Raw genomic sequence first — 21352 nt, 5'->3', positions numbered from 1 at the left:
ATGGAACATCAGCTGTGCTTTTTCAGATAAGCGTCTCGGCACGTCGTCGAACAGAAATTGAAGGTTTCCCCGTTCACTCTCCCGGGCACCCCTTCGCGCAAAGGAAAATAGACCCCGCACTCCGGATCCTGAACCATCACGTCGTCGGCATGCCCCTGCCGACCTCCGCTCTGGCCGCCTCCTGCCCCCATGTCGTTCAGCATCTTGTTTTTCAGATGCCGGTAACCGAAATAGATAATGGCCAGGATAATCAGAACCTTTAACACGGTCTACTCCTTTGTGTATGGAACCACCTCCTGGGATGCGTCGTCGATCTCAGAGAGGAGTGTTTTCATTTTTTTGTTTGTATCCGGGTGAATAATCTCAGAATCTATATCACAAAGGGGAGTAAGGACAAAAGCCCTTTTATCCATGCGAGGATGGGGGATGGTGAGCTCATCATCGCTGTAGACAAGGTCGTCGTACAACAGAATATCGATATCCATGGGCCTCGGTCCGAACCGGATCCCCGATGCATCACGCCCCAGATCAGCCTCCACCGCCTTGAGCTGCGCAAGGAGGTCCCGCGGGGAAAGCGAGGTCTCAACGCGGGCGGCTCCGTTTAAAAACCACGCCTGGTCCGTGTAGTCCACCGGGGAGGTCTTGTAAAGCGGAGAGACCGCCACAAGGCGGGCGATACCCCGGGACTCGATTTCATGAAGCGCCCTGTCAAAATTGGCTTTGCGGTCGCCCATATTGGACCCGAGGCAAAGAAACACGTCGTGCATCATCACGCCATATCCTGGTTGGAGTTACCAAACGGCAACGCCGCCTTTGCAAAAACGCAAAGGCGGCACAGCCTGATTCAAACGGCCAGAGACCGGTGCTTAGCTTGTGGGGGAAAACGCCCTTCTCAGGTCCACCTTGACACGCTTGGACGGATCACTGACGTAGCCGCCCTCGGCCGTGGCCCTCACCTCAAGGAGGTAGCGCGTACCCGGCGAGACATCCAGGCGAAAACGCCTGTCAGCCGGACCTGCGTCCCCGATTTTTTCAAACCGCACAGGGCAGCCTTCGCACACCTCCTCCCCTTCGTCCAGGGTGGAGAGATAGATGCGATAGCCTGTCACCAGACGCCGCTCAGCCTTGGGCGGATCCGCCCAGGTCACAATAATCGCCTCGCCCTGGACATGGGCTGCCACGCCGGCAGGCGGTGTCAACCCGTCAAACCGGGGAGGCACCGGAGGCGCCTTGCGACCGCAGGCCACACACACCAGAAGCAACGCACACAGCAGACACAGCCTGCGCACCCATCCACCTGTCCACCTGTTTCCTCCCCGCATCATGGCTATGAAATCCTTCCGCCCAGATCGGCAATGGCCTGATCCATGGCTTTGCGCACGCGTGACGGCGCGGTGCCGCCGAAGGAGGTGCGTCTCTCCACCATGGCATCGGTGGTGAGAAAGTCAAAGATATCCGGCTCGATGAGCTCGGAAAAACCCTTCATCTCGTCGGCAGACAGATCGCCCAGCTCAACACCCTTTTCCAGGGCAAAGGCCACGGCCTTACCGGCCACGCTGTGGGCCTCCCGGAAGGGCATGCCCTTGGTGGCAAGGTAGTCGGCCAGGTCGGTGGCGTTCAGGAAACCCGTTTCCGTGGAAAGACGGGTCACATCCGCCATCACCTTGATGTTGGGCAGCATGCGGACGTAGATGTCGATGACCGCCTTGAGGGTGTCCACACCGTCGAAGAGGGGGGGCTTGTCTTCCTGCAGGTCCCTGTTGTAGGCCATGGGAAGCCCCTTCACCTGGGTGATGATGGCCATGAGGCTGCCGATGACCCGCCCGGCCTTGCCGCGCACCAGCTCGGGGATATCCGGGTTCTTCTTCTGAGGCATGATGCTGCTGCCCGTGGTGAAGGCATCGGAGATCTCGATGAAGTGGTACTCGGAAGCGGACCAGAGGATCAGCTCTTCGGAGAACCTTGAAAAGTGCACCATGGCAATGGAGGCCGCCGAGAGGAACTCCATGATGAAGTCGCGGTCGGCAACGGTGTCCATGCTGTTGGCAGAGACCTTGGGAAAATCAAGGAGCTCGGCCACGTAATGGCGATCGATGGGATAGGTGGTCCCTGCAAGAGCCGCCGCCCCAAGGGGCATCACGTTGATGCGGGTCAAGGCGTCTTCGAAGCGCTCCTGGTCCCGGGTGAACATCTCATAGTAGGCCATCATGTGATGGGAGAACAGCACGGGCTGGGCGCGCTGGAGATGGGTGTACCCCGGCATCACCACACCGAACTGCTTCTCAGCAAGCGCCACGATAACGCCCCGAAGGGTCTTGAGGCCGTCGATAACCACCCGGGTCTCATCCCGGAGGTAGAGCCGGGTATCCAGGGCCACCTGGTCGTTGCGGCTTCGTCCGGTGTGGAGTTTCCTGGCCACGTCCCCGATCTTTTCGGTGAGGGCGGACTCGATGTGCATGTGGATATCTTCCAGGGCGTCGTCGTAGACGAAGCTCCCGTTTTCAATATCCGCCTTCACCTCGAGGAGCCCCTTTTCCATGAGCTCTGCCTCATCTTCCTCGATGATACCCTGCTTGGCCATCATCTTGGCGTGGGCGATGCTGCCTTGAATATCATGGGCGTAGAGGCGCTTATCCACGAGGATGGAGGAGGTAAAAGCCTCCACCGCCTTGTCGGTCCCCATGGAAAAACGGCCTGCCCAGAGTTCGCTGGTCGGGTACTACTCTTCCTCCCAGCTTTCTGCCCGCCATTTTCTGGATACGCAGCCTCAGGGCGTTCAGTCGAATGAACCCTTCGGCGTCCTTCTGGGTGTAGACCTCATCCCCTTCGAAGGTGGCGAAGGCCTCGCTGTAAAGGGTGTCGTCGGACTTGCGGCCCAGCACGTAGGTGTTGCCTTTGTAGAGCTTCAGGCGAACCACGCCGTTAACGAACTCCTGGCTCTGATCGATGGTGTTCTGGAGCATGCGCATCTCAGGGGAGAACCAGAAGCCGTTGTAAATCAGCTCGGAGTATTTGGGGATCAGGGAGTCGCGCAGGTGGGCCACCTCACGGTCCAGGGTGATGGATTCCATGGTCAGGTGAGCGTGGCGCAGGATGGTTCCGCCCGGGGTTTCGTACACGCCGCGGGACTTCATGCCCACGAAACGGTTCTCCACCAGGTCGATGCGGCCGATGCCGTGGCGACCACCCAGGGTGTTGAGCTCCTTGAAGAGCACTGCAGGGCTCATCTCCACACCGTTGATGGCAACGGGGTTGCCCTTGCGGAAGGTGATCTCGATCTCTTCCGGGGTGTCCGGGGCGTCCTCAGGGCGCACGCTCATGGTGTACATCTCGTCGGTGGCAAAGGCCCAGGGATCTTCCAGGATGCCGCCTTCGTAGCTGATGTGCAGCATGTTGCGGTCTGTCTATCGCAGCTTGGGGGTCTGGGGCACTTCGATGCCGTGCTTTTTGGCAAACTCCATGAGCACGGTGCGGGAGTTCAGGTCCCAGTCGCGCCAGGGCGCAACGATCTTGATGCCGGGATCGATGGCAAGGTAACTCAGCTCAAAGCGCACCTGGTCGTTGCCCTTGCCGGTGGCACCGTGGCTGACGGCGTCAGCCCCTTCCATGCGGGCGATCTCCATCTGGCGCTTGGCGATAAGGGGCCGCGCAATGGAGGTACCCAGGAGGTACTGGCCTTCGTAAATGGCGTTGGCGCGGAAAGCGGGAAAGATGTAATCACGGACGAACTCTTCACGAAGGTCGTCGATGTAGGCCTTCACCGCACCGGTTTTCAGAGCTTTTTGATCGAGACCGTCCAGCTCCTCTTCCTGGCCGAGGTCGGCCGTCATGGTCACCACTGGCGATGCGACGTTCTTCGGCGTCGCCACTTGAGAATAACAGATGTATCGAGTCCGCCGGAGTAGGCAAGGACCACTTTTTTGATATCAGACACAATAACCCCCTGGGCATTTTTTTGGCTTCGCAAGACATCAGCACACCGCACTGCAGAACACTTAAGCGGTGACTGGATTCACCGCCTCGCCTGAGGCTCAGGAACGAAGGCGGAATTTCATGATCTTTTGCTCTTACGAACGCATCTTAAATTTTTATCAGAGTGAACAACAAACGCCCTTGATACAGAAAACGATACCAGGGCATTCAATATGGATGGTACATCAAGGCAAGACCCCAGAGGGCCATTACGTCAACGTCAACCTCGGCAGTGACAGCTCGTTCCCTGCCATCCCCCACGCTCCTTATTAACACCACGTTATAAAAGGACGCAACAGACAAATAGTGAGGATGGTGAAGCCAGCAGAAACAAACAGTAGCTGGGCCGTGGCGTCGCTCCCTTACACTTGGTCACAAGTGGAACCCAAACAGCCCCAAACACCGTCTCTGGGACACTACGCTCCAGCAGCAAGCGTGGCCCTGCGGGTGAGGCGTGCATATTTTGCAGTGCATACACGCCTGCTTAATGCCCACGGGCGACCCGAGGTACGAGGATGAAAGATTAGCGAGCCTCCCTGTCCGCCGGAGGCGCGCTTTTTCCCCTTACAACGTCTGGTTGATCAACATATCAAGGATGGCTTTATGCATGTGGAGCTTGTTTTCCGCCTCGTCCCAGATAATGGACTGGGGGCCTTCCATGACAGACTCGGAGACCTCTTCCCCGCGGTGGGCGGGAAGGCAGTGCATGAAGGAGGCGTCGGGCTTGGCAAGGGCCATGAGGGCGTCGTCCACAATGTACCCTTCAAAGGCTTTCTCACGGGCCTTCTGCTCGGCTTCCTGGCCCATGCTGGCCCAGACGTCGGTGTAGACAATGTCCGCTGCGGCCACCGCCTCTTTGGGATCGCGTACCACCTTGATTTTCGCACCACGGGCCAGGGCTTCCTTGAGGATGTCCGCATCCGGGTCAAAGCCTTCGGGACAGGCAAGGGAGAGCTCAAACCCGAGGGTGGAGGCCGCCCACATCCAGGAGTGGGCCACGTTGTTGCCGTCTCCCACCCAGGCCACCTTGGCATCGTAGCTGCCCTTGGCCTCGATGACGGTCATGAGGTCCGAAAGGATCTGGCAGGGGTGGTACATATCGGTCAGGGCGTTGACCACGGGCACGTCTGAGTAGCTGGCGTACTCTTCCACCAGGTCCTGGGAGAAGGTACGGATCACCAGACAATCGATATAGCGGGCCAGAACGCGGGCCGTGTCCTTCACGGGCTCGCTGCGCCAATCTGGTCTCATTCATGAAGATGGACACGCCCCCAAGCTGGATGGTGGCTGTTTCAAAGGAGATTCGGGTTCGGGTGGAGGGCTTGTTGAACAGGAGCCCCACGCTTTTCCCTTCCAGAGGGCGATCCATGATCCCCTCTTTTTTTCTCTTCTTAAGCTCCAGCGCGCGGGCGAACAGAGCGTCAAATTCGTCTTTGGTCAGGTCCTTGAGTGTCAGCAGGTCTTTTTTCATCGTTCTCTCCTTGATCGGTTCCTTTGACGCACAAAAAAAATAATGGCTGTTCAGCTTGGCCTCCGGCGGCAAGGTGTGCCACCTTGAAAGCTTATTACCGCTACGCTTTCCCCCTCGCTTGTCGCGCCGTAGCCCATTGACGCTGATCGAATGGGAACTCACTGACATGGGCGTAGGCGAGTACCTCGGGTGAGTGGGGCCTTCACGTATGACGTGTAGTTTTTTTAACTGAGGCCCAAAACCAATCGAAATACAGACAAATTCGATTGATTAAACACCCACCCCTTCAAAACCTGTTTATCAAACTTTTTAAAAGTTTGGCCCCCGGCAGGGCCGCCGGAGGCCTTTTCCAGGCTACAGAAGCTGAACAGTATCAAATAATCAGGCGGCACCCATGTCGGTAAAAATCTCGTCCAGTACGCCCATGAGGGCATCGATCTCAGGCCGCGTGATGATCAGGGGCGGCACAAAGCGCAGGGTCTTGCCCTGCACCGCGTTGATCACCTGACCTTTTGCAAGGGCCTTTTCAACCACAGCAGCACCGTCGCCATCGATCTCCATGCCGAGGAGCAGGCCCTGGCCCCGCACATCCTTGACCAGGGCGTGCTTTGCCTTGAGGGTTTCAAGGCAGGCCTTGAAGTAAGCGCCGGTGTCGGCGGCTTTCTCCACCACCTTCTCCTCGTCAAAGGCCCGTACCACGGCAAGGGCTGCCGCGGTCACCAGAGGGGTCCCGCCAAAGGTGGACCCGTGGGCGCCTTTGGAAAACGAGGCCATCACCTTGTCGGTGGCCAGCATGGCGCCGATGGGAAGCCCGTTGCCCAGGGCCTTGGCCAGGGTCATGATGTCCGGCGTGACGGAGGTGTGCTGGTGAGCAAAGAGCTTGCCCGTTCGGCCCATGCCCGTCTGGATCTCGTCAAAGATCAGCAGGGCGCCGCTGCGATCGCACAGATCCCGCACCGCTTCGAGATAGCCGTCGTCGGGCACGCACACACCGCCCTCTCCCTGGATGGGCTCCACCAGAACGGCACAGACGGTCTCGTCCATGGCCTCTTCAAGGGCCTTGACGTTGTTGTAGTCCACGTACTCAAAGCCGGGCAGGAGCGGAGTGAACCCCTCCTTGACCTTGTCCTGCCCCGTGGCGGACAGGGTCGCCATGGTACGGCCATGGAAGGACCGGGCCATGGTAATGATGCGATGCCGTGATTCGCCCTTGTCATGAAAATATTTCCGCGCCAGCTTAATGGCCGCCTCGTTGGCTTCGGCGCCGCTGTTGCACAGGAAAAGCCGGTCGGCAAAACACCGCTCGGTCAACCATTCAGCCAGCTCCACCATGGGCCGCGTGTAAAAGAGGTTGGAAACATGACACAGGGTCGATGCCTGCTCTGAAAGGGCTTCGGCCACTTTGGGGTGGGCGTGTCCAAGGTTGCAGACAGCGATGCCGGAAAGAAAATCCGTGTAGGTTTTTCCCGCATCGTCAATGAGTGTGGTCCCTTCGCCTTTGACGAAGACCACGGGGCAGCGGGCATACGTCTGCGCCACCACCTCTGCTTCACGAGCTATCCATTCATTCATAGTACCACTTCCGTCCCGATCCCTTGATCGGTAAAGAGTTCAAGAATCAGCGAATGTCTTCGCTTCCCGTTGATGATATGTGTTTTTTCAACGCCCTGTTTCAAGGCGGCCAGGGCGTATTCAATTTTGGGGATCATGCCGCCGGTGACGGTGCCGTCCTGGATCAGGCCGGGCACGCTGTCCGCCTCGATGGTGGAGACCAGATTCTTCTCCTTGTCGAGGACCCCGTCCACGTCCGTGAGAAGAAGCAGGCGGGTTGCCTTGAGGGCCGCCGCCACCTCCGAGGCCACCAGGTCGGCGTTGATGTTGTACGTCTCGCCGGTCTCCCCGACGCCCACCGGCGCGATGACCGGGATAAAGCCCTGGGCGGTGAGGGTGTCGATGATCTCAGGGTTGACGCGAGTCACCTTCCCCACATGCCCGGCGTCGATGATTTCGGGGGGCTTGCCCTCCTCCTCACTGACGATCTTCAGCTTTTCTGCCTCGATGAGGCCGCCGTCCTTGCCGCTGAGCCCCACGGCCCGACCGCCTTCCCGGTTCACCTGGGCCACGATGGACTTGTTTACCTTGCCGCCAAGGACCATCTCCACCACGTCCATGGTTTCGTCATCGGTCATGCGCATGCCCCGGACAAAGGTGGAGTCGATGCCCATCTTGTCCAACACCAGGTTGATCTGAGGGCCGCCGCCGTGGACCACCACCGGGTTCAACCCGATGTACTTCATCAGGGTAATATCCCGGGCAAAGTCTTCCTTGAGCTGCTCATCCACCATGGCATGGCCGCCGTATTTCACCACAATGGTCTTGCCGGCAAACATCCGTATGTAGGGCAGAGATTCAATAAGAATATCTGCGACACTCTTCTCCATCATCGTCTTCATCTCCACAATTAGGCTAAAACCAAAAAAAAATGCCTCCGGGGCCAAAGGCTTGGCCGAAGCATAATGGCACAATCAAACTCTGCCGGCCGATTCACCCCTGACGCGTATCCACGTGTCGGTAAATGGTGCCCCCGCTAGCATTCGGGACATGTATCGTTTATTTTTGGCTGAGCCCCAATTCACTTCCTGGGATGGGCCTTGTCATAGGCTTGCGTCAACCGCTCAATGGACACATGGGTGTATTTCTGCGTGGTGGACAGACTCACGTGGCCCAACATCTCCTGAACACCCCGCAAATCCGCCCCCCCGTCGAGCATGTGGGTGGCAAAGGAGTGCCGCAAGGCATGGGGAGAGACCGGCACGGTGAGCCCGCTCTCTTTGGCTGTCTTCTCCAGGATCCGGGCCACGGATCGCGTGGAGAGACGGCCGAGGTTCTTATTCAAAAACAACGGTCCCTTGTCGGCAGGCACCTTTTTTTCCTCTTCAAGGGTCTCCCGATAAAACCGGATGGCACGCAGCGCACGCGCCCCCACAGGGACAACGCGCTCCTTGTTGCCTTTGCCGAGCACACGAACACTGTGTGCGCAAAAATCGATATGGGGACAGTCAAGGCCCGAAAGTTCGGATACACGGAGCCCGCTTGAATACAGCAACTCAAACATGGCAATATTTCGCCTGGCAAGAAGAGTACCGTCATCCATGGCATCGAGCAGCCGAAACATGTCGTCCACCGTCAGATAAGCGGGAAGGGTCTTGTCCAGCTTCGGGGATCGGATGGTGTCCAGAGGACTCGCCTCCACCACCCCCCTCTTTTTCAAAAATTTGTACAGGGACCGAAGAGAAGAAAGTCGCCGCGCCACGGAGCGTTTTGAAAGCCCCTCTTTATGCAGCCTGTTAAGGTACCCCCTTATACAGATGACGTCAACAGCATCCGGGCTCAGGCGGGCATTTCTCTGCGTAGAATCGTCCGCGCAGCCGGAAAACTCCGCATAAAACCCGTAAAAGCCCTTGAGGTCGGTACGGTAGGCCCGCACGGTATGGTCCGAGTACCCTTTCTGGGCCGAAAGGTACTCCAGAAAATCGAGGATATGCTGATGAAATGTTTTATCCAATGTGGCCTGAAAGGGCTTCTGGTTCGTCATGGCGATAACTGAGGGGCTAAGGGCTAAGGGCTAAGGGCTAAGGGCTAAGGGCTAAGGGCTAAGGGCTAAGGGCTAAGGGCTAAGGGCTAAGGGCTAAGGGCTAAGGGGCGTTTAGCCCAACAACGTCGGGGGATCAACCTAAAACCAAAACAAATTGTTGTTTTTCAAAGGAGATACAATAGATATCTTTGAGTTTACACGCCCGTAGGGTGCGGCTCCCGCACCGACAAGCGCACCGCAAGCCCCATGCCGACCCCAAAAAGACCGGTTACGTTCCTTGCCTTTATCGCATACAGATCGAAATAAACACATCGATATTCAACAGTCATTGTCAAAGGGCATGTACCGAATCTCCTATTACCGGCTTTTCCTATGATCTATCGCCTATCCCCTGCTTTCAACACCGCCATCACCTGCTGAAGATCCTGCCAGGCCTGCCGCTTGCGCTCCGGGTGGCGAAGCAGAAAGGTCGGATGAAAGGTCGGCATCAATCGAATGCCTTTGTAATTCTGAAACTGCCCCCTGATCTCGGCAACCCCGGAAGTAATGCCGAGCAGGGCCTGGGCAGCCACAGCCCCAAGGGCGCAAATCACGTCGGGTCGGACCACCGCGATCTGCCGTTCCAGAAACGAAAGGCAGAAACTCGCGTCAGGGCGCCCTTGCCCCGGTGCAGGACAGCATTTGAGCAGGTTGGAGAGGTAGACGTCTTCCCGACGCAGCCCCATGGCCTTGATCATGTTGTTGATCAGCTCTCCGGAAGCGCCAAGAAAAGGAGTGCCTTCACGGTCCTCTTCAGCAAGGGGCATATCGCCGATGAACATCAATCTGGCCTGCGGGTTGCCCGCACCGAAAACAATATTCGTCCGCCCACGGAACAGACCGCATCGGGTGCACTCGCCCATGTCCCGCCGGATGGTTTCCAGAGTATCCACCACGGGCTCGGCAACAGACCGGTGTACCGCAGTACCAGAGCCTCCTGGTAAAACCGGATCCGTCCCGTTGGAAGGCGGGCTCCCCGCCCGGGAGACGCCGGGAACAGGCTGCGGGGCTGCAGGCGAGGATTCTCTCCGCTGTTGCACCACCTGCGCCCGGTTGACAGAAGCCTGACCGCGCCCCGGAGAGACCGGAGCCCCAACCCGCTTGACAGGTCCTGCGGCAGGACGCCCCATGGTCCGAAGCAGCTTGGACGCATCCTCGGTGCACTCCACCCCCTTGAGCCCCAGACTCTTTAAATAAAGAAGGGTGGCTTTGATCTCCTCCAGGGGAGCTCTGTGTTGATGTGTCCGGGGATTGTTTTCCATCATGGCGTCTATCTATCCTGAATCTTCATTGTGTTGTGTTTCGTACTACCTAAAGTCTAAAGGCGCTCTTTCAGAAGCCCCGACACCCTGTTGAGGAGTTCATGGGCCACCACATCTTTGCCCATGGACTCAAAGGGCTCTTTCCGACCGTCGGGATGAAAAAAGGTAACGATATTCGTGTCGGTCCCAAAACCGGAAGCAGGGTCTCCCACCAGATTGCCCACAATCATGTCAAGATTCTTGGCTTCGATCTTTTTTCGGGCATTTTCAGCCAAAGACTGTGTCTCGGCGGCAAACCCCACAAGCACCTGACGGGTCTTTCGCTTTCCGAGCTCTTTTAAGATGTCGATGTTCTTGTCGAGCTCCAGGGTCATGTCGTCGCTTTTTTTCTTGATCTTGTGCTCGGCCCGTGTGCGGGGTCTGTAGTCCGCCACAGCCGCCACCTTAATCACAGCATCGACCTCGTCAAGGCGGGAAAAAATGGTTTCGGCCATCTCGCCCACGGAGGTTACCGAAAGCCGATCCACGCCAAGGGGCGAGGCAAGGCTCACAGGCCCTGAGACAAGGGTCACCTCTGCACCGCGGTACTCCGCCGCCCGTGCGATCTCATAGCCCATCTTCCCGGACGACCGGTTGGAGATATAACGGACCGGGTCAATGGCCTCCCGGGTGGGCCCGGCCGAAACCATAATTTTCTTGCCGACCAAATCCTTGGGGTGCAACGCGGCCTTCACACGGTCCACAATGGTGGGGGGCTCGGCAAGGCGCCCGGGACCTGTGGTGCCACAGGCCATCTCGCCCACACCGGGCTCCACAAGGATATACCCATCCCCTTCCAGAATATCGATATTCCTTTGAACGGCCCGGTTTTCGTACATGTGGGAATTCATGGCCGGGCAGATCAATTTGGGCGCTGTCACGGCAAGCATGGTCGTGGTCACGGCGTCATCGGCAATGCCATGGGCCAGCTTCCCGATGACATCAGCCGTTGCAGGGGCCACCACCACCACATCGGCCCTCTCGGCGAGCTCGATATGACCGATGGAGGCACCTTTACCCTCATCAAACAAATTCGACAAAACAGGATGACCTGAAATCGCCGCAAAGGTCGTCTCCCCCACAAACTCTTTGGCTCCCCGGGTCATGGTAACCCAGACGTCGGCCCCCTCTTTCTGAAGCAGCCGCACCACCTCCACAGCCTTGTAAGCGGCAATCCCCGCCGTCACACAGACCAGAACGTTCTTATTTTCAAGCACAGCCATGACTTATCTCCTCCCTCTCCGCGCAGCGTTGTATGGCTCTCTTATTGATTTACAATGGACACCACTGTATATGGATAAGGTTAATACCACAACCCGGTTGTATCACGAAGCAGGGCTCAGAGAACCCGAAAGTAGCCTCGCACGAAATCAAAATAACGTTCTTACAGATTCCCACTACGTAAACCGCCACTGACACCAAAATATGAGTCTAGGGGGGGCTGCCCCCACAAACATTGCCGTTTCAGCGACACACGAAAATACATAGAGACTATTGATTCACACCGTCCCTGATACGCCGACATCAATCGTAACGAAAAATCATCCACGACGCAAACAGCGCCGGAAACGTCCGCCCCAACGGACTCCCACCCCACCCGAAAAACGCCAGGAGAGACAGGCCATGAACAATCAAGGAATACAGTCCCGAGCGCCATCCAACAATTAAATGGCACCCGATAAACCGCTCAGCACCTGAAAACACAGATCCCCACAGTCGCCCAAGAGCACAAACCACTCACCGCACCCCACCACCCCGCCAACCGACACATGTATATCAAGGAGTATCTATTAAGGGTTGACAATCCGATCATCTATGGATTACGTTCAATTATACTACTCAATAAAGGGTCAATCATGAGCAACCTACTTTCCGGCATCATCGATCCAAAACACGCATCAAACTCCTTGTCGCTTTCTCAACCCGGACACCCACTCATACCTGCGTGAACTGGCATCCGAATTCGGCTTATCAACCAACGCCGTCCGAGAAGAGCTCAACCAGCTCAGCCAAGCCGACCGGCTCCACATCATCCAAAAACGGCCGACAGATCCACTACGCAGCCAACCGCAACCACCCCCTCTTCCCCGAACTCCGCTCCATGGTCCGAAAGCGATCGGCGTCGATCAGATCATCGACAGCGTTGTCACCCGTTTGGGCGACCTCGAAGCCGCGTATCTCATCGACGACTATGCGGAAGGAAAGGACACGGGGATTATTGACCTGGTGCTGGTTGGCGACATCGACCCGTATCATTTGAATGATTTGAGCAGGAAAACAGAGCGATATATCAACCGGAAACTCAGGTCGCTGGTGCTGAGCCGGGAAGAGTTCGAGGACTTTCACGAGAACCTTGAAAAAGACCCATGGTGTTGGTGTGGAATCGGCACCCCAAATTAACTTGAAAAACCACGATATCTGAAAATCATCCCCGGCAATTGCCCGACCAGAATTCCGAGATATGATTCAGCCTCTGCTCAACCAAGGGAGATAGCAAATAAAACATGGGTTGCCGATAACCATAAGTGACGAGTAAATTGTATACAAAATTCAAACTTGGTGTAACCGAGAGGCGGAGCTGTGTAACCAGAATGCCCCCCTCTAACGACAACTTCTTCACCAAAAGCCACATACTCATGAAAAAAGCTCTTATTACCGGTATCACCGGCAGGACGGCGCCGATTTGGCTGAACTGTTGCTCAAAAAGGGATATGAAATCCATGGCCTCAAAAGGCGTAGTTCCCCTTTTTAATACAGACAGGATAGATCACCTATACCAGGACCCACATACTGAAAATAGACGATTCATCCTCCATTACGGGGACCTCACGGATTCCACCAACCTCATACGTATCATCCAGGCAGCAACTTCAGCCGACGAAATATACAACCTCGCTGCCCAGAGCCATGTGGCCGTCTCCTTTGATTCTCCAGAGTATACGGCCGATGCCGATGCGTTAGGCACCCTGCGTATCTTAGAAGGCATACGACTCCTCGGGCTCGAGAACAAAACCCGATTCTACCAAGCCTCTACATCGAAGCTCTTCGGGAAACCGAGGAAACCCCCCAAAACTGAAAAAACACCATTTTATCCCCGCAGTCCATATGGCGTTGCCAAACTTTATGGATATCGGATTACAGTAAACTATCGTGAGGCTTATGGGATCTATGCATGCAACGGCATTCTTTTTAACCATGAATCCCCTCTACGCGGTGAAACATTCGTTACACGAAAATAACTCGCGCACTCTCGCGCATCAAGTTAGGACTTCAGGACTGCCTTTACCTCGGCAACATGGATGCCAAACGTGATTGGGGCCATGCCAGTGACTATGTAAAAATGCAGTGGCTTATGCTCCAACAGGAAAAACCCGAAGATTATGTTATTGCAACGGGTCATTTCGTGAGAGAGTTTGTCGAAATTGCAGCTCAAACCCTTAACATGAAAATATCCTGGCAAGGCTCCGGCATCGCCAAAAGGGGGTTAACAGTGAATCGGGCGATACAATCATCGCAATAGACCCACAGACTATTTCAGACCTACGGAGGTGGACTCCCTCCTTGGCGATCCATCCAAGGCAAAAGCACAACTTAGCTGAGCCCCGGAAATAAAGTTCAAGGAACTCGTTTCTGAAATGGTAGACCGAGATTACGAAGAGGCAAAAAAGGATCTTCTGTGCAGAAATAACGGTTTTGAGATAGCGAGCAGACATGAATAAAAACGCACGCATTTATGTTGCAGGGCATCAAGATATCGTTGGGTCTGCTATTGCACGCAAACTAAAAACAGAAGGATACAGCCATCTTATCACGCGCACCCACGCAGAGCTCGATCTCACGAATCAGAAAGCCGTCGAGCAATTCTTTAATAATGAAAAACCGGAGTATGTTTTTTTAGCAGCAGCCAAGGTTGGTGGTATCATGGCCAATCAGACCTATCCCGCAGAATTCATCCATCAGAACCTGATGATCCAAACCAACGTCATCCACTCCAGCTATGTGCACGGCGTTAAGAAACTCCTGTTCCTCGGCTCTTCTTGTATCTATCCGAAAATGGCATCGCAGCCCATCAAAGAAGAGTACCTGATGACAGGCCCTTTAGAACCCACAAATTCAGCCTACGCCGTGGCTAAAATCGCAGGTATTGAGATGTGCTGGGCCTATAACAAACAATACGGCACCCGTTATATCCCTATCATGCCGACAAATCTTTACGGGCCCAATGACAATTTTGACCTGGAAACATCCCATGTGTTGCCCGCGTTAATCAGAAAATTCCATGAAGCAAAAGAAACAAAAGCAAAGTCAGTGACAATCTGGGGAACAGGAACGCCCAAGCGTGAATTTTTATATGTGGATGACATGGCAGACGCTTGCATTCACCTGCTCACCAGCACCATGAATACGAATACAGAAATATTGTTCAACATTGGTACCGGGACAGACATAAGCATCGGAGAGCTGGCTCAAATTGTCGGGAGTATTGTGGGTTATAGCGGCACCATCGTCTATGATCACTCCAAACCCGACGGCACCCCGCTAAAACGCCTTGATGTGAGCAAAACAGAAAAGATCGGGTGGAAACCCAAGACACCACTCGCAGAGGGCATCAGACGGACTTACACATGGTTCAAAACCAACCGCCACCCATGGGAACCACAGGATAAGCAGTCATGACTCAGTTTGAACTGATCATTGAACCCGACAAATCGATAAAGAATTTCTGGCGAGAACTTTGGCAATACCGGGACCTCTTCTATTTTCTCGCATGGAGGGACGTGCTGGTCCGTTACAAACAGACAGTTATCGGTGTTGCCTGGAGTGTTTTACGTCCACTTCTGACAATGGTCGTCTTTACCATAATATTCGGTAAAATTGCAAAGCTCCCGGTCTGGTGACATCCCCTATCCAATACTGGTCTTTTCAGCCATGCTTCCATGGCAATTTTTCAGCAACACCTTTTTCCGAGGCCAGCAACTCGCTTATAGCAAACACGCAGCTGATATCGAAAGTCTACTTTCCTAGAATCATGATCCCCACAACAGCAATGGTTGTCAGTCTGATCGATTTTGCGATCTCCTTCATCATTTTATTGGCTCTCATGCTATTCATATCGACTCATTCCGGATATTAAATTATGCCTATTACCGTTACTAATGCTCATGGCCATATTAACCTCATTAGGCGCAGGGTATATCATGTCTGCCCTGAATGTAAAATATCGTGAACTTAGGCATATCGTTCCCTACATTGTTCAGTTTGGGCTCTATATATCACCTGTGGGATTCAGCAGCGGCATAGTCCCAGAAAAATGGCGACTCCTCTATTCAGTTAATCCGATGGTAGGCGTCATCGATGGATTCAGATGGATTCTACTCGGTAACGATACGACCATTTATTGGCCGGGGTTTACTATTTCAATTGCGCTTTCGATACTCATCTTTTTTACCGGGGGGAAATATTTCAACATAACTGAACGCAGTTTTGCGGATATTATTTAGATCACTATGAGCAATATAATCACCATCAATAACCCTTGGGGAAAAAATATACGCTCGGCCATCATAAACAGAGAGAGTATCAAACGTTACGAGACTCTCTTTCGCATGGTGTAAGAAGATTTTACCAGCGGATGCGCAATCCGTTATCGCAACACGCGAACGCAACAACGCAAAATGAATTCTGGGCATTGCAAGGCATTAATTTCGAAATGAAGCAGGGAGATCGGCTCGGTATCATTGGACGAAATGGTGCCGGAAAATCGACACTGCTCAAAATCCTGAGCAGAATCACACATCCGACTACTGGCAAAATTCATATCAAAGGGAGGGTTGCAAGCCTTCTTGAAGTCGGTACCGGCTTCCACCCTGAGCTCACCGGACGAGAAAATATTTTTCTAAACGGCGCAATCCTCGGAATGACTAAAAATGATATCAAAAAGCGTTTTGATGAAATTGTTGCCTTTGCAGAAATTGAAAAATTGCTTGATACCCCGGTTAAACGATATTCCAGTGGAATGTATGTACGACTCGCATTTGCCGTTGCAGCCCACCTGGAACCTGAGATTTTGATTGTTGATGAAGTCTTAGCTGTTGGCGACATCCAATTTCAAGAAAAATGTATCGGTAAAATGAAAGAAACGACAGCCGCTGATAGGACCGTCATATTTGTCAGTCATAATCTCGGAGCAATAGAATCTCTCTGTTCTAGGGTTTGTGTCCTCGATGGTGGGACATCTCTTTATGACGGCGACGTTGATGCCGGCAATCAGACTTATACTTCCGCACTGATGGAGCAGCACGCCAGTTGGTCATTTGAAAACCGTAAAGACCGACAGGGATCTGGAGTCCTTCGAATACTCTCTTCCAAATTCTGGATCATTCTGGAACCCCTGTAGATATTGCTATGACAGGAAAGGATTATACGTTTCGATTTAAATATGCTTCATCCATTTCGTATGTCCGTGATCTGGACTTCGGTTTTTACCCCATTAGAGATATGAAAAATATAAACCTGTTCAGAAACAACACGAGGGAACGGGGACTATTTATACCGGAGGCATTGCCCCCCACAGGTTTTATAGACTCCAAGATATCCCGTCTGCCACTTACAGCTGGGCGATATGGCTTCGGCTTTAGGCTTCTGGTGAACAGTATTAAAATCAGTTTATATAACGGGGCCTTTTGCGGCATATTTCGATGTTGTAGGAGGAGATTATTATGGGACTGGCCAAATTCCAGGACACACCCCTCTTGTTATTGATCATGATTGGGAGTTAGCATCGGAGTTGTAAAGGCAAAAGATCCCTGCCTATAACATTCAAAATTCATGAGGCAGCCATGAAAAAGTCTCAGAGCGCCAAACATATATCGAATATTTTCGAAATAAATCAACCACATAAAGCCATTCCTCAAAAATTGATTCGATATATCAAGTCTTTACCGGTAGGGGGACGAGAATCCAACATTTTAAGGAATTTGTTTTATCATCTCCCCATAACAATTCAAAATATAATCCTCGGATATTTAAGAAATTCACATAAATCGGGGCCCAAAAGTTCCTGCCCTCGTGTCCGAAAAGGGTCCTTGGACACAAACTTTATTTCCACTGACTTCGACATGGGAAGAATTGGTCCCCCTCCCACAACCCCCACCATCGCCAAGGACCTACCCGTATCATTTTCTTCAATAAACGCACAACGATGCTCCTTGCAGCATTTCTGGTGTTGGACGAACCTTTTATGGGAAAGCTGTCCTTCGGTGGGAGACGCTGCCAGTCTTCGCCTTGAAACAGATTTGTCTTATCCGCAATATGACAAAATGCTGTTTTGCCTCATTATGATACCTGAAACTTCTATCCGGTTTGAGTTTGAAGTTGACGGGAAAATTTATAAACATGACGAGGTGTTCTGGGGAACAGGGTCACGATTGGAAATTTGCATTCCAGCCCCAAAAGGTCACATTTGTGCGATATATATGATTATCGGTGCAAATATGAATTTGAACAAATGCTGTCGTTGAGTTGGTTCGGATTGCAGAATAGTTCTTTAGTTAAACAGTTGCAAACATCCATACAAAAATACGATTCGAGCTGGACAGGCTTAATAAAATCCCTCGATAACTGGGAAGATATTCATTTTCAAGTAGGCTTATTATTTAACGAAACTGATTTAGAAAAATTAAGAGAAAAACGCCTATATCCAGGGTGGAGTGATCATTATCGATATTTGGAAGAAAAGGCAACGATATATATGAACCGCCACCCCGAAGCGGACCTGACTGCATTTTTACCCACAGACGATCGGCGCTATATTCGGGAAAGCGAAAATGACAGGACCCCCTATCATTTTGAAGCACTTGTCCTAGGATTTGTTGGAATAATCAACGATGACAAGCAGATGATGCAACATGCACTTAGATATTTAATGAGCATGCTTCATACCGAAAATTGGGTTCGATCTGCAGAACAGAAACTTACAGGATCAACATGGAGCACTCGCTGCTTCATGGAAGAGATGACCACGACCAGCGTCGTCCTTTTGGCCGACTGGTACGCATTTGCTCTTACAGACAGGGCCAAGGATCTCGTCCGACAATGTATATGGGACAAAGGGCTCGCCATAATTGATAGGGATATGATGAAACACGATTATATGCACCAATCAATGGGGGGCATGGTTTTGCCGAGCTGGAATTCTCGGGTGCAGATCTACCTTGAGAACGCATGGCCTCACATGGGAAGATATGTGAATGCTAAATTTGGTACCATGAACAAGATCCTTAAACGTTATATTATGCGTGATGGAGGCGTGGATGAGGGAATCGGTTATTTTTGTATGACCGCTCAAGCCGTGCTCCCGGCCCTGGTCGCTTATGCCAGGAGCAGAGGGAAAAGCACTCACAGAGTAGTAAACCAATACTTTAAAAAAGCAGACAATTACCTTTCGACACTATCCAGTTTGGGACCGAAAAAGGTTCGGTTGACGGAGACTGCAGAACTGAAAATTTCTGTGGCGATATCGTTCCCGTACTGGCTGGCTTGTTTCCCGGGTCTATTTGTAACGACATCCTGCATCAATGCATCCAAAACAGAAGCATTTACAATGTTACAGGTAGTCTCATAAACAGCGGCGGCCTCATTGGGTTCGTGTACGGACCAGACAAGATAAAGGTTTCCAAGCCGATCGTTTCGACATTCAACATCATGCCAAAGAGTGGGTTTGCCGTCAGCGCCAGGAAATCTGGAACACGTTTCTCTCCGGATTCTATTTTCAGGTTCGAAACCAAACCCAAGCAGCCACGCCCATTATGATAAAGGAGCGTTGCACAGTCGAAGCCGATGGAACAGACGTTTTCGTAGACAGAGGTATGCTGCAATATGACGACCCAGAGCATTGCTGGCAAAATGCTCCAAGATGCATAATGTTATTACGCCATATCTTCCAAATGGTAGTTATCCCGATCAAAATCTACCGAAAAAAGGGTCTGCCCCAAAGGCTCTGGAAACGAACAGCAAGTTGAGCTAACTCTCGACCTCGCAGAGGTCTGGAAAGAATACATGAGTTCATACCAAAGGCATATCATATCGGACTCCGTAGAAAAAATCATTATTACCGATCATGGCACACTCAAAAAAAGGGGGCGTGTCGCATTTCATTCTCATTCAGGAGTAAATTCAGCCTGAATGCCTATAAAGCCGTTGGAACTGTAAACAGCATGACGTTCGAGGTAACAGCAAAGTGGGCTGATGAGATTTTGCACTTTGAGAATTACGTTGAGTTTCGACGGCAGAGCCCTCCATCACTTGGTTTTCCACAGTAAGGAATTGGAAACGTTTTCACTCGAAACAACAATTTCCGTAAAGAGAGACTCTCAACCAACCATCCAGATGATTTGAAGTCATGATTCTCTAAGTTACCACTGTCAATATTGTCCCTTCAAGGAAAGAAAATATTTTTTCTTACATACGAACAACCAGTAAAAATATCGACATATACGTCGCCAATCAGAAGCCTTTATTGGTGCCGCCTCAAGTATGGCAAGAGTTTCGACCGATGCGGATAATGGCAGAAAGCGTTACTTTCTCACAAAAATATAATTTAGTGAGTTACGATGTTAAGGACTTAGCCATGTGCGGTATAATCGGAGCATTGTCGTATCCTCCCGTCGGAGGCCAGTCACTGGAAACAGCACTGGACAGCCTTCATCACCGGGGGCCCGATGACCGTGGGATATACAGTGATGAACAGATTCAACTAGGACACGTCCGTCTGTCCATAATTGACCTGAGCAGCAAAGGGCATCAACCGATGCCTTCCCACTGCGGCAGGTACTGGATCTCATGCAATGGAGAAATATATAATTTCATTGAACTGAAACGGGAACTGGTTCAGTTGGCTGCGTCTTTAAAAGCCAAAGTGACACCGAAGTCCTCCTGGAAGCCTATGCCCAGTGGGGAAGCTCCTGCCTCAATAAATTGGTAGGGATGTTTTCTTTCGCTATCTGGGATAAAAATAAAAAAGAACTGTTTCTGGCCCGTGACCGGACCGGTGAGAAACCACTTTATTACTGGTCAGACAACAAACAGTTCGTTTTTTCGTCCGAATTAAAATCACTGCTCCATCTGCTCCCATCTACGCCCCGTATTTCCCCTGCGGCTATGGACGCGTATCTCCACAACCAATATGTCCCGAACCTGAAACTGCCTTAGAAGGAATACATAAACTGCCCGCCGCCCATTTTCTCGTGATTCGATGTGATCAATGGGCCATCAATCCGGAGCGATATTGGTGCCTTACTGACGCCAGGCCAGTATATGGAAACCCTGCGCAGCTGGTTCGCCAGCAGCTTGAACGTTCCATGGAGCTGACCTTACGTTCAGACGTACCCGTGGGGGTTGCGCTTAGTGGCGGTATCGATTCCGGAATTATTGAGCCCCTTGCGGCCTCGATGAGCAACGCCCCCTGAGCGCTTTCAGTGTTGGGTATCCGGGCAGGCCGCCCTACGATGAGAGGAGCGACGCAGCCAAACTGGCAATAGAAAACGGGATTCCTTTCTTTGATATAGAACTTAAGACGAGTCATTTTGTAGATCGTTTCCCTGAACTGGTAACGATTATGGATGATCCAATCGGAGATATTGCTGCCTATGGCCACTATGCAGTCATGGAACTTGCTTCGGACCACGGAATCAAAGTGATGTTGTCCGGTATTGGAGGAGATGAGCTTTTCTGGGGCTATGAATGGATGATAAGGGCAGCGGATATGACGAGAAAAAAAATGCCCGCCGCAGAGTATGATTCACAATTTTTAAAAGCAATTTCCCCGATACTTGAACGCATTGCCTTTACCCGTTTTTATCGGCGGTTAAATTCTCTCAAACAGCTCCGAAACCATTTCGGGACCTCGTTTCCAAGGGAAAAAGGCTGGCCGAAATTGCGGTTCACAGGCCGGATCAATTGGTCCTGAGCAACCTC

General features: G+C 52.5%; 19 protein-coding genes and 4 pseudogenes. 9 read left to right on the top strand and 14 right to left on the bottom strand.

The annotated features are described in order from the left end of the window. Positions 1-8: 8 nt before the first annotated feature. The 14 genes and pseudogenes from ACOYW1_RS04195 to coaBC form a co-directional block, all read right to left on the bottom strand. A complete protein-coding gene (locus ACOYW1_RS04195) occupies positions 9-266 on the bottom strand; it encodes a hypothetical protein (RefSeq protein WP_180146875.1) in 258 nt (85 codons plus the stop codon). 3 nt (positions 267-269) lie between these two features. Beyond that, a complete protein-coding gene (folK, locus tag ACOYW1_RS04190; protein ID WP_482423656.1) occupies positions 270-770 on the bottom strand; it encodes a 2-amino-4-hydroxy-6-hydroxymethyldihydropteridine diphosphokinase in 501 nt (166 codons plus the stop codon). A 96-nt stretch (positions 771-866) separates the two neighbouring features. After that, positions 867-1289, bottom strand: coding sequence for a hypothetical protein (locus ACOYW1_RS04185; protein ID WP_482421774.1), 423 nt, complete (start codon positions 1287-1289; stop codon positions 867-869). A gap of 38 nt (positions 1290-1327) precedes the next feature. Then, positions 1328-2683, bottom strand: a complete 1356-nt coding sequence (argH, locus tag ACOYW1_RS04180) for an argininosuccinate lyase (protein ID WP_482421773.1) — start codon at positions 2681-2683, stop codon at positions 1328-1330. Beyond that, on the bottom strand, positions 2631-3392 hold the full coding sequence (locus ACOYW1_RS04175) for an adenine nucleotide alpha hydrolase family protein (RefSeq protein ID WP_482421772.1): 762 nt from the start codon (positions 3390-3392) through the stop codon (positions 2631-2633). The genes argH and ACOYW1_RS04175 overlap by 53 nt, the downstream gene beginning before the upstream one ends. 12 nt (positions 3393-3404) lie before the next feature. Further along, positions 3405-3830 (bottom strand): argininosuccinate synthase domain-containing protein, encoded by a 426-nt coding sequence (locus ACOYW1_RS04170; protein WP_482421771.1) that lies wholly within the window; start codon positions 3828-3830, stop codon positions 3405-3407. 2 nt (positions 3831-3832) lie between these two features. Next, positions 3833-3934, bottom strand: a complete 102-nt coding sequence (locus ACOYW1_RS04165) for an argininosuccinate synthase domain-containing protein (protein ID WP_482421770.1) — start codon at positions 3932-3934, stop codon at positions 3833-3835. A gap of 602 nt (positions 3935-4536) precedes the next feature. Beyond that, positions 4537-5223 (bottom strand): ornithine carbamoyltransferase, encoded by a 687-nt coding sequence (gene argF, locus ACOYW1_RS04160; protein WP_482421769.1) that lies wholly within the window; start codon positions 5221-5223, stop codon positions 4537-4539. Positions 5224-5272: 49 nt separating this feature from the next. Next, a pseudogene (locus ACOYW1_RS04155) lies at positions 5273-5443 on the bottom strand (ornithine carbamoyltransferase); the annotation flags it as partial. Positions 5444-5824: 381 nt separating this feature from the next. After that, on the bottom strand, positions 5825-7015 hold the full coding sequence (locus ACOYW1_RS04150) for an acetylornithine transaminase (RefSeq protein ID WP_482421768.1): 1191 nt from the start codon (positions 7013-7015) through the stop codon (positions 5825-5827). Then, a complete protein-coding gene (gene argB, locus ACOYW1_RS04145; RefSeq protein ID WP_482423655.1) occupies positions 7012-7884 on the bottom strand; it encodes an acetylglutamate kinase in 873 nt (290 codons plus the stop codon). The genes ACOYW1_RS04150 and argB overlap by 4 nt, the downstream gene beginning before the upstream one ends. Positions 7885-8075: 191 nt before the next feature. Continuing rightward, positions 8076-9008: a tyrosine recombinase XerC gene (locus ACOYW1_RS04140; RefSeq protein WP_482421767.1), complete on the bottom strand. Its 933-nt coding sequence runs from the start codon at positions 9006-9008 to the stop codon at positions 8076-8078. Positions 9009-9415: 407 nt separating this feature from the next. Then, positions 9416-10342: a uracil-DNA glycosylase gene (locus ACOYW1_RS04135; protein WP_482421766.1), complete on the bottom strand. Its 927-nt coding sequence runs from the start codon at positions 10340-10342 to the stop codon at positions 9416-9418. A 53-nt stretch (positions 10343-10395) separates the two neighbouring features. Next, positions 10396-11601, bottom strand: coding sequence for a bifunctional phosphopantothenoylcysteine decarboxylase/phosphopantothenate--cysteine ligase CoaBC (coaBC, locus tag ACOYW1_RS04130; RefSeq protein ID WP_482421765.1), 1206 nt, complete (start codon positions 11599-11601; stop codon positions 10396-10398). A 931-nt stretch (positions 11602-12532) separates the two neighbouring features. Here coaBC and ACOYW1_RS04125 point away from each other — a divergent pair. From ACOYW1_RS04125 to ACOYW1_RS04085, 9 genes and pseudogenes are all read left to right on the top strand, one after another. Next, a complete protein-coding gene (locus ACOYW1_RS04125) occupies positions 12533-12778 on the top strand; it encodes a hypothetical protein (RefSeq protein ID WP_482421764.1) in 246 nt (81 codons plus the stop codon). Between the two features lie 191 nt (positions 12779-12969). Further along, positions 12970-13898, top strand: a pseudogene (locus ACOYW1_RS04120) (GDP-mannose 4,6-dehydratase). 191 nt (positions 13899-14089) lie between these two features. After that, entirely contained in the window at positions 14090-15055 is a 966-nt protein-coding gene (locus tag ACOYW1_RS04115; RefSeq protein ID WP_482421763.1) for a GDP-L-fucose synthase family protein, read from the top strand. Next, on the top strand, positions 15052-15276 hold the full coding sequence (locus tag ACOYW1_RS04110; protein WP_482421762.1) for an ABC transporter permease: 225 nt from the start codon (positions 15052-15054) through the stop codon (positions 15274-15276). The genes ACOYW1_RS04115 and ACOYW1_RS04110 overlap by 4 nt, the downstream gene beginning before the upstream one ends. Positions 15277-15447: 171 nt before the next feature. Next, positions 15448-15879: an ABC transporter permease gene (locus ACOYW1_RS04105; RefSeq protein WP_482421761.1), complete on the top strand. Its 432-nt coding sequence runs from the start codon at positions 15448-15450 to the stop codon at positions 15877-15879. Positions 15880-16010: 131 nt separating this feature from the next. Next, positions 16011-16775, top strand: coding sequence for an ABC transporter ATP-binding protein (locus tag ACOYW1_RS04100; RefSeq protein WP_482421760.1), 765 nt, complete (start codon positions 16011-16013; stop codon positions 16773-16775). Positions 16776-17885: 1110 nt separating this feature from the next. Next, a complete protein-coding gene (locus tag ACOYW1_RS04095; RefSeq protein ID WP_482421759.1) occupies positions 17886-19001 on the top strand; it encodes a hypothetical protein in 1116 nt (371 codons plus the stop codon). 930 nt (positions 19002-19931) lie between these two features. Continuing rightward, positions 19932-20587: pseudogene (locus tag ACOYW1_RS04090) on the top strand (asparagine synthetase B family protein). Between the two features lie 149 nt (positions 20588-20736). After that, positions 20737-21344 (top strand): annotated as a pseudogene (locus ACOYW1_RS04085) (asparagine synthase-related protein). The last annotated feature ends 8 nt before the right edge of the window (positions 21345-21352 follow it).

It is taken from the genome of Desulfoluna sp. CYM3A (assembly GCF_056829965.1).
This window is presented reverse-complemented; position numbering and strand designations above follow the sequence as displayed.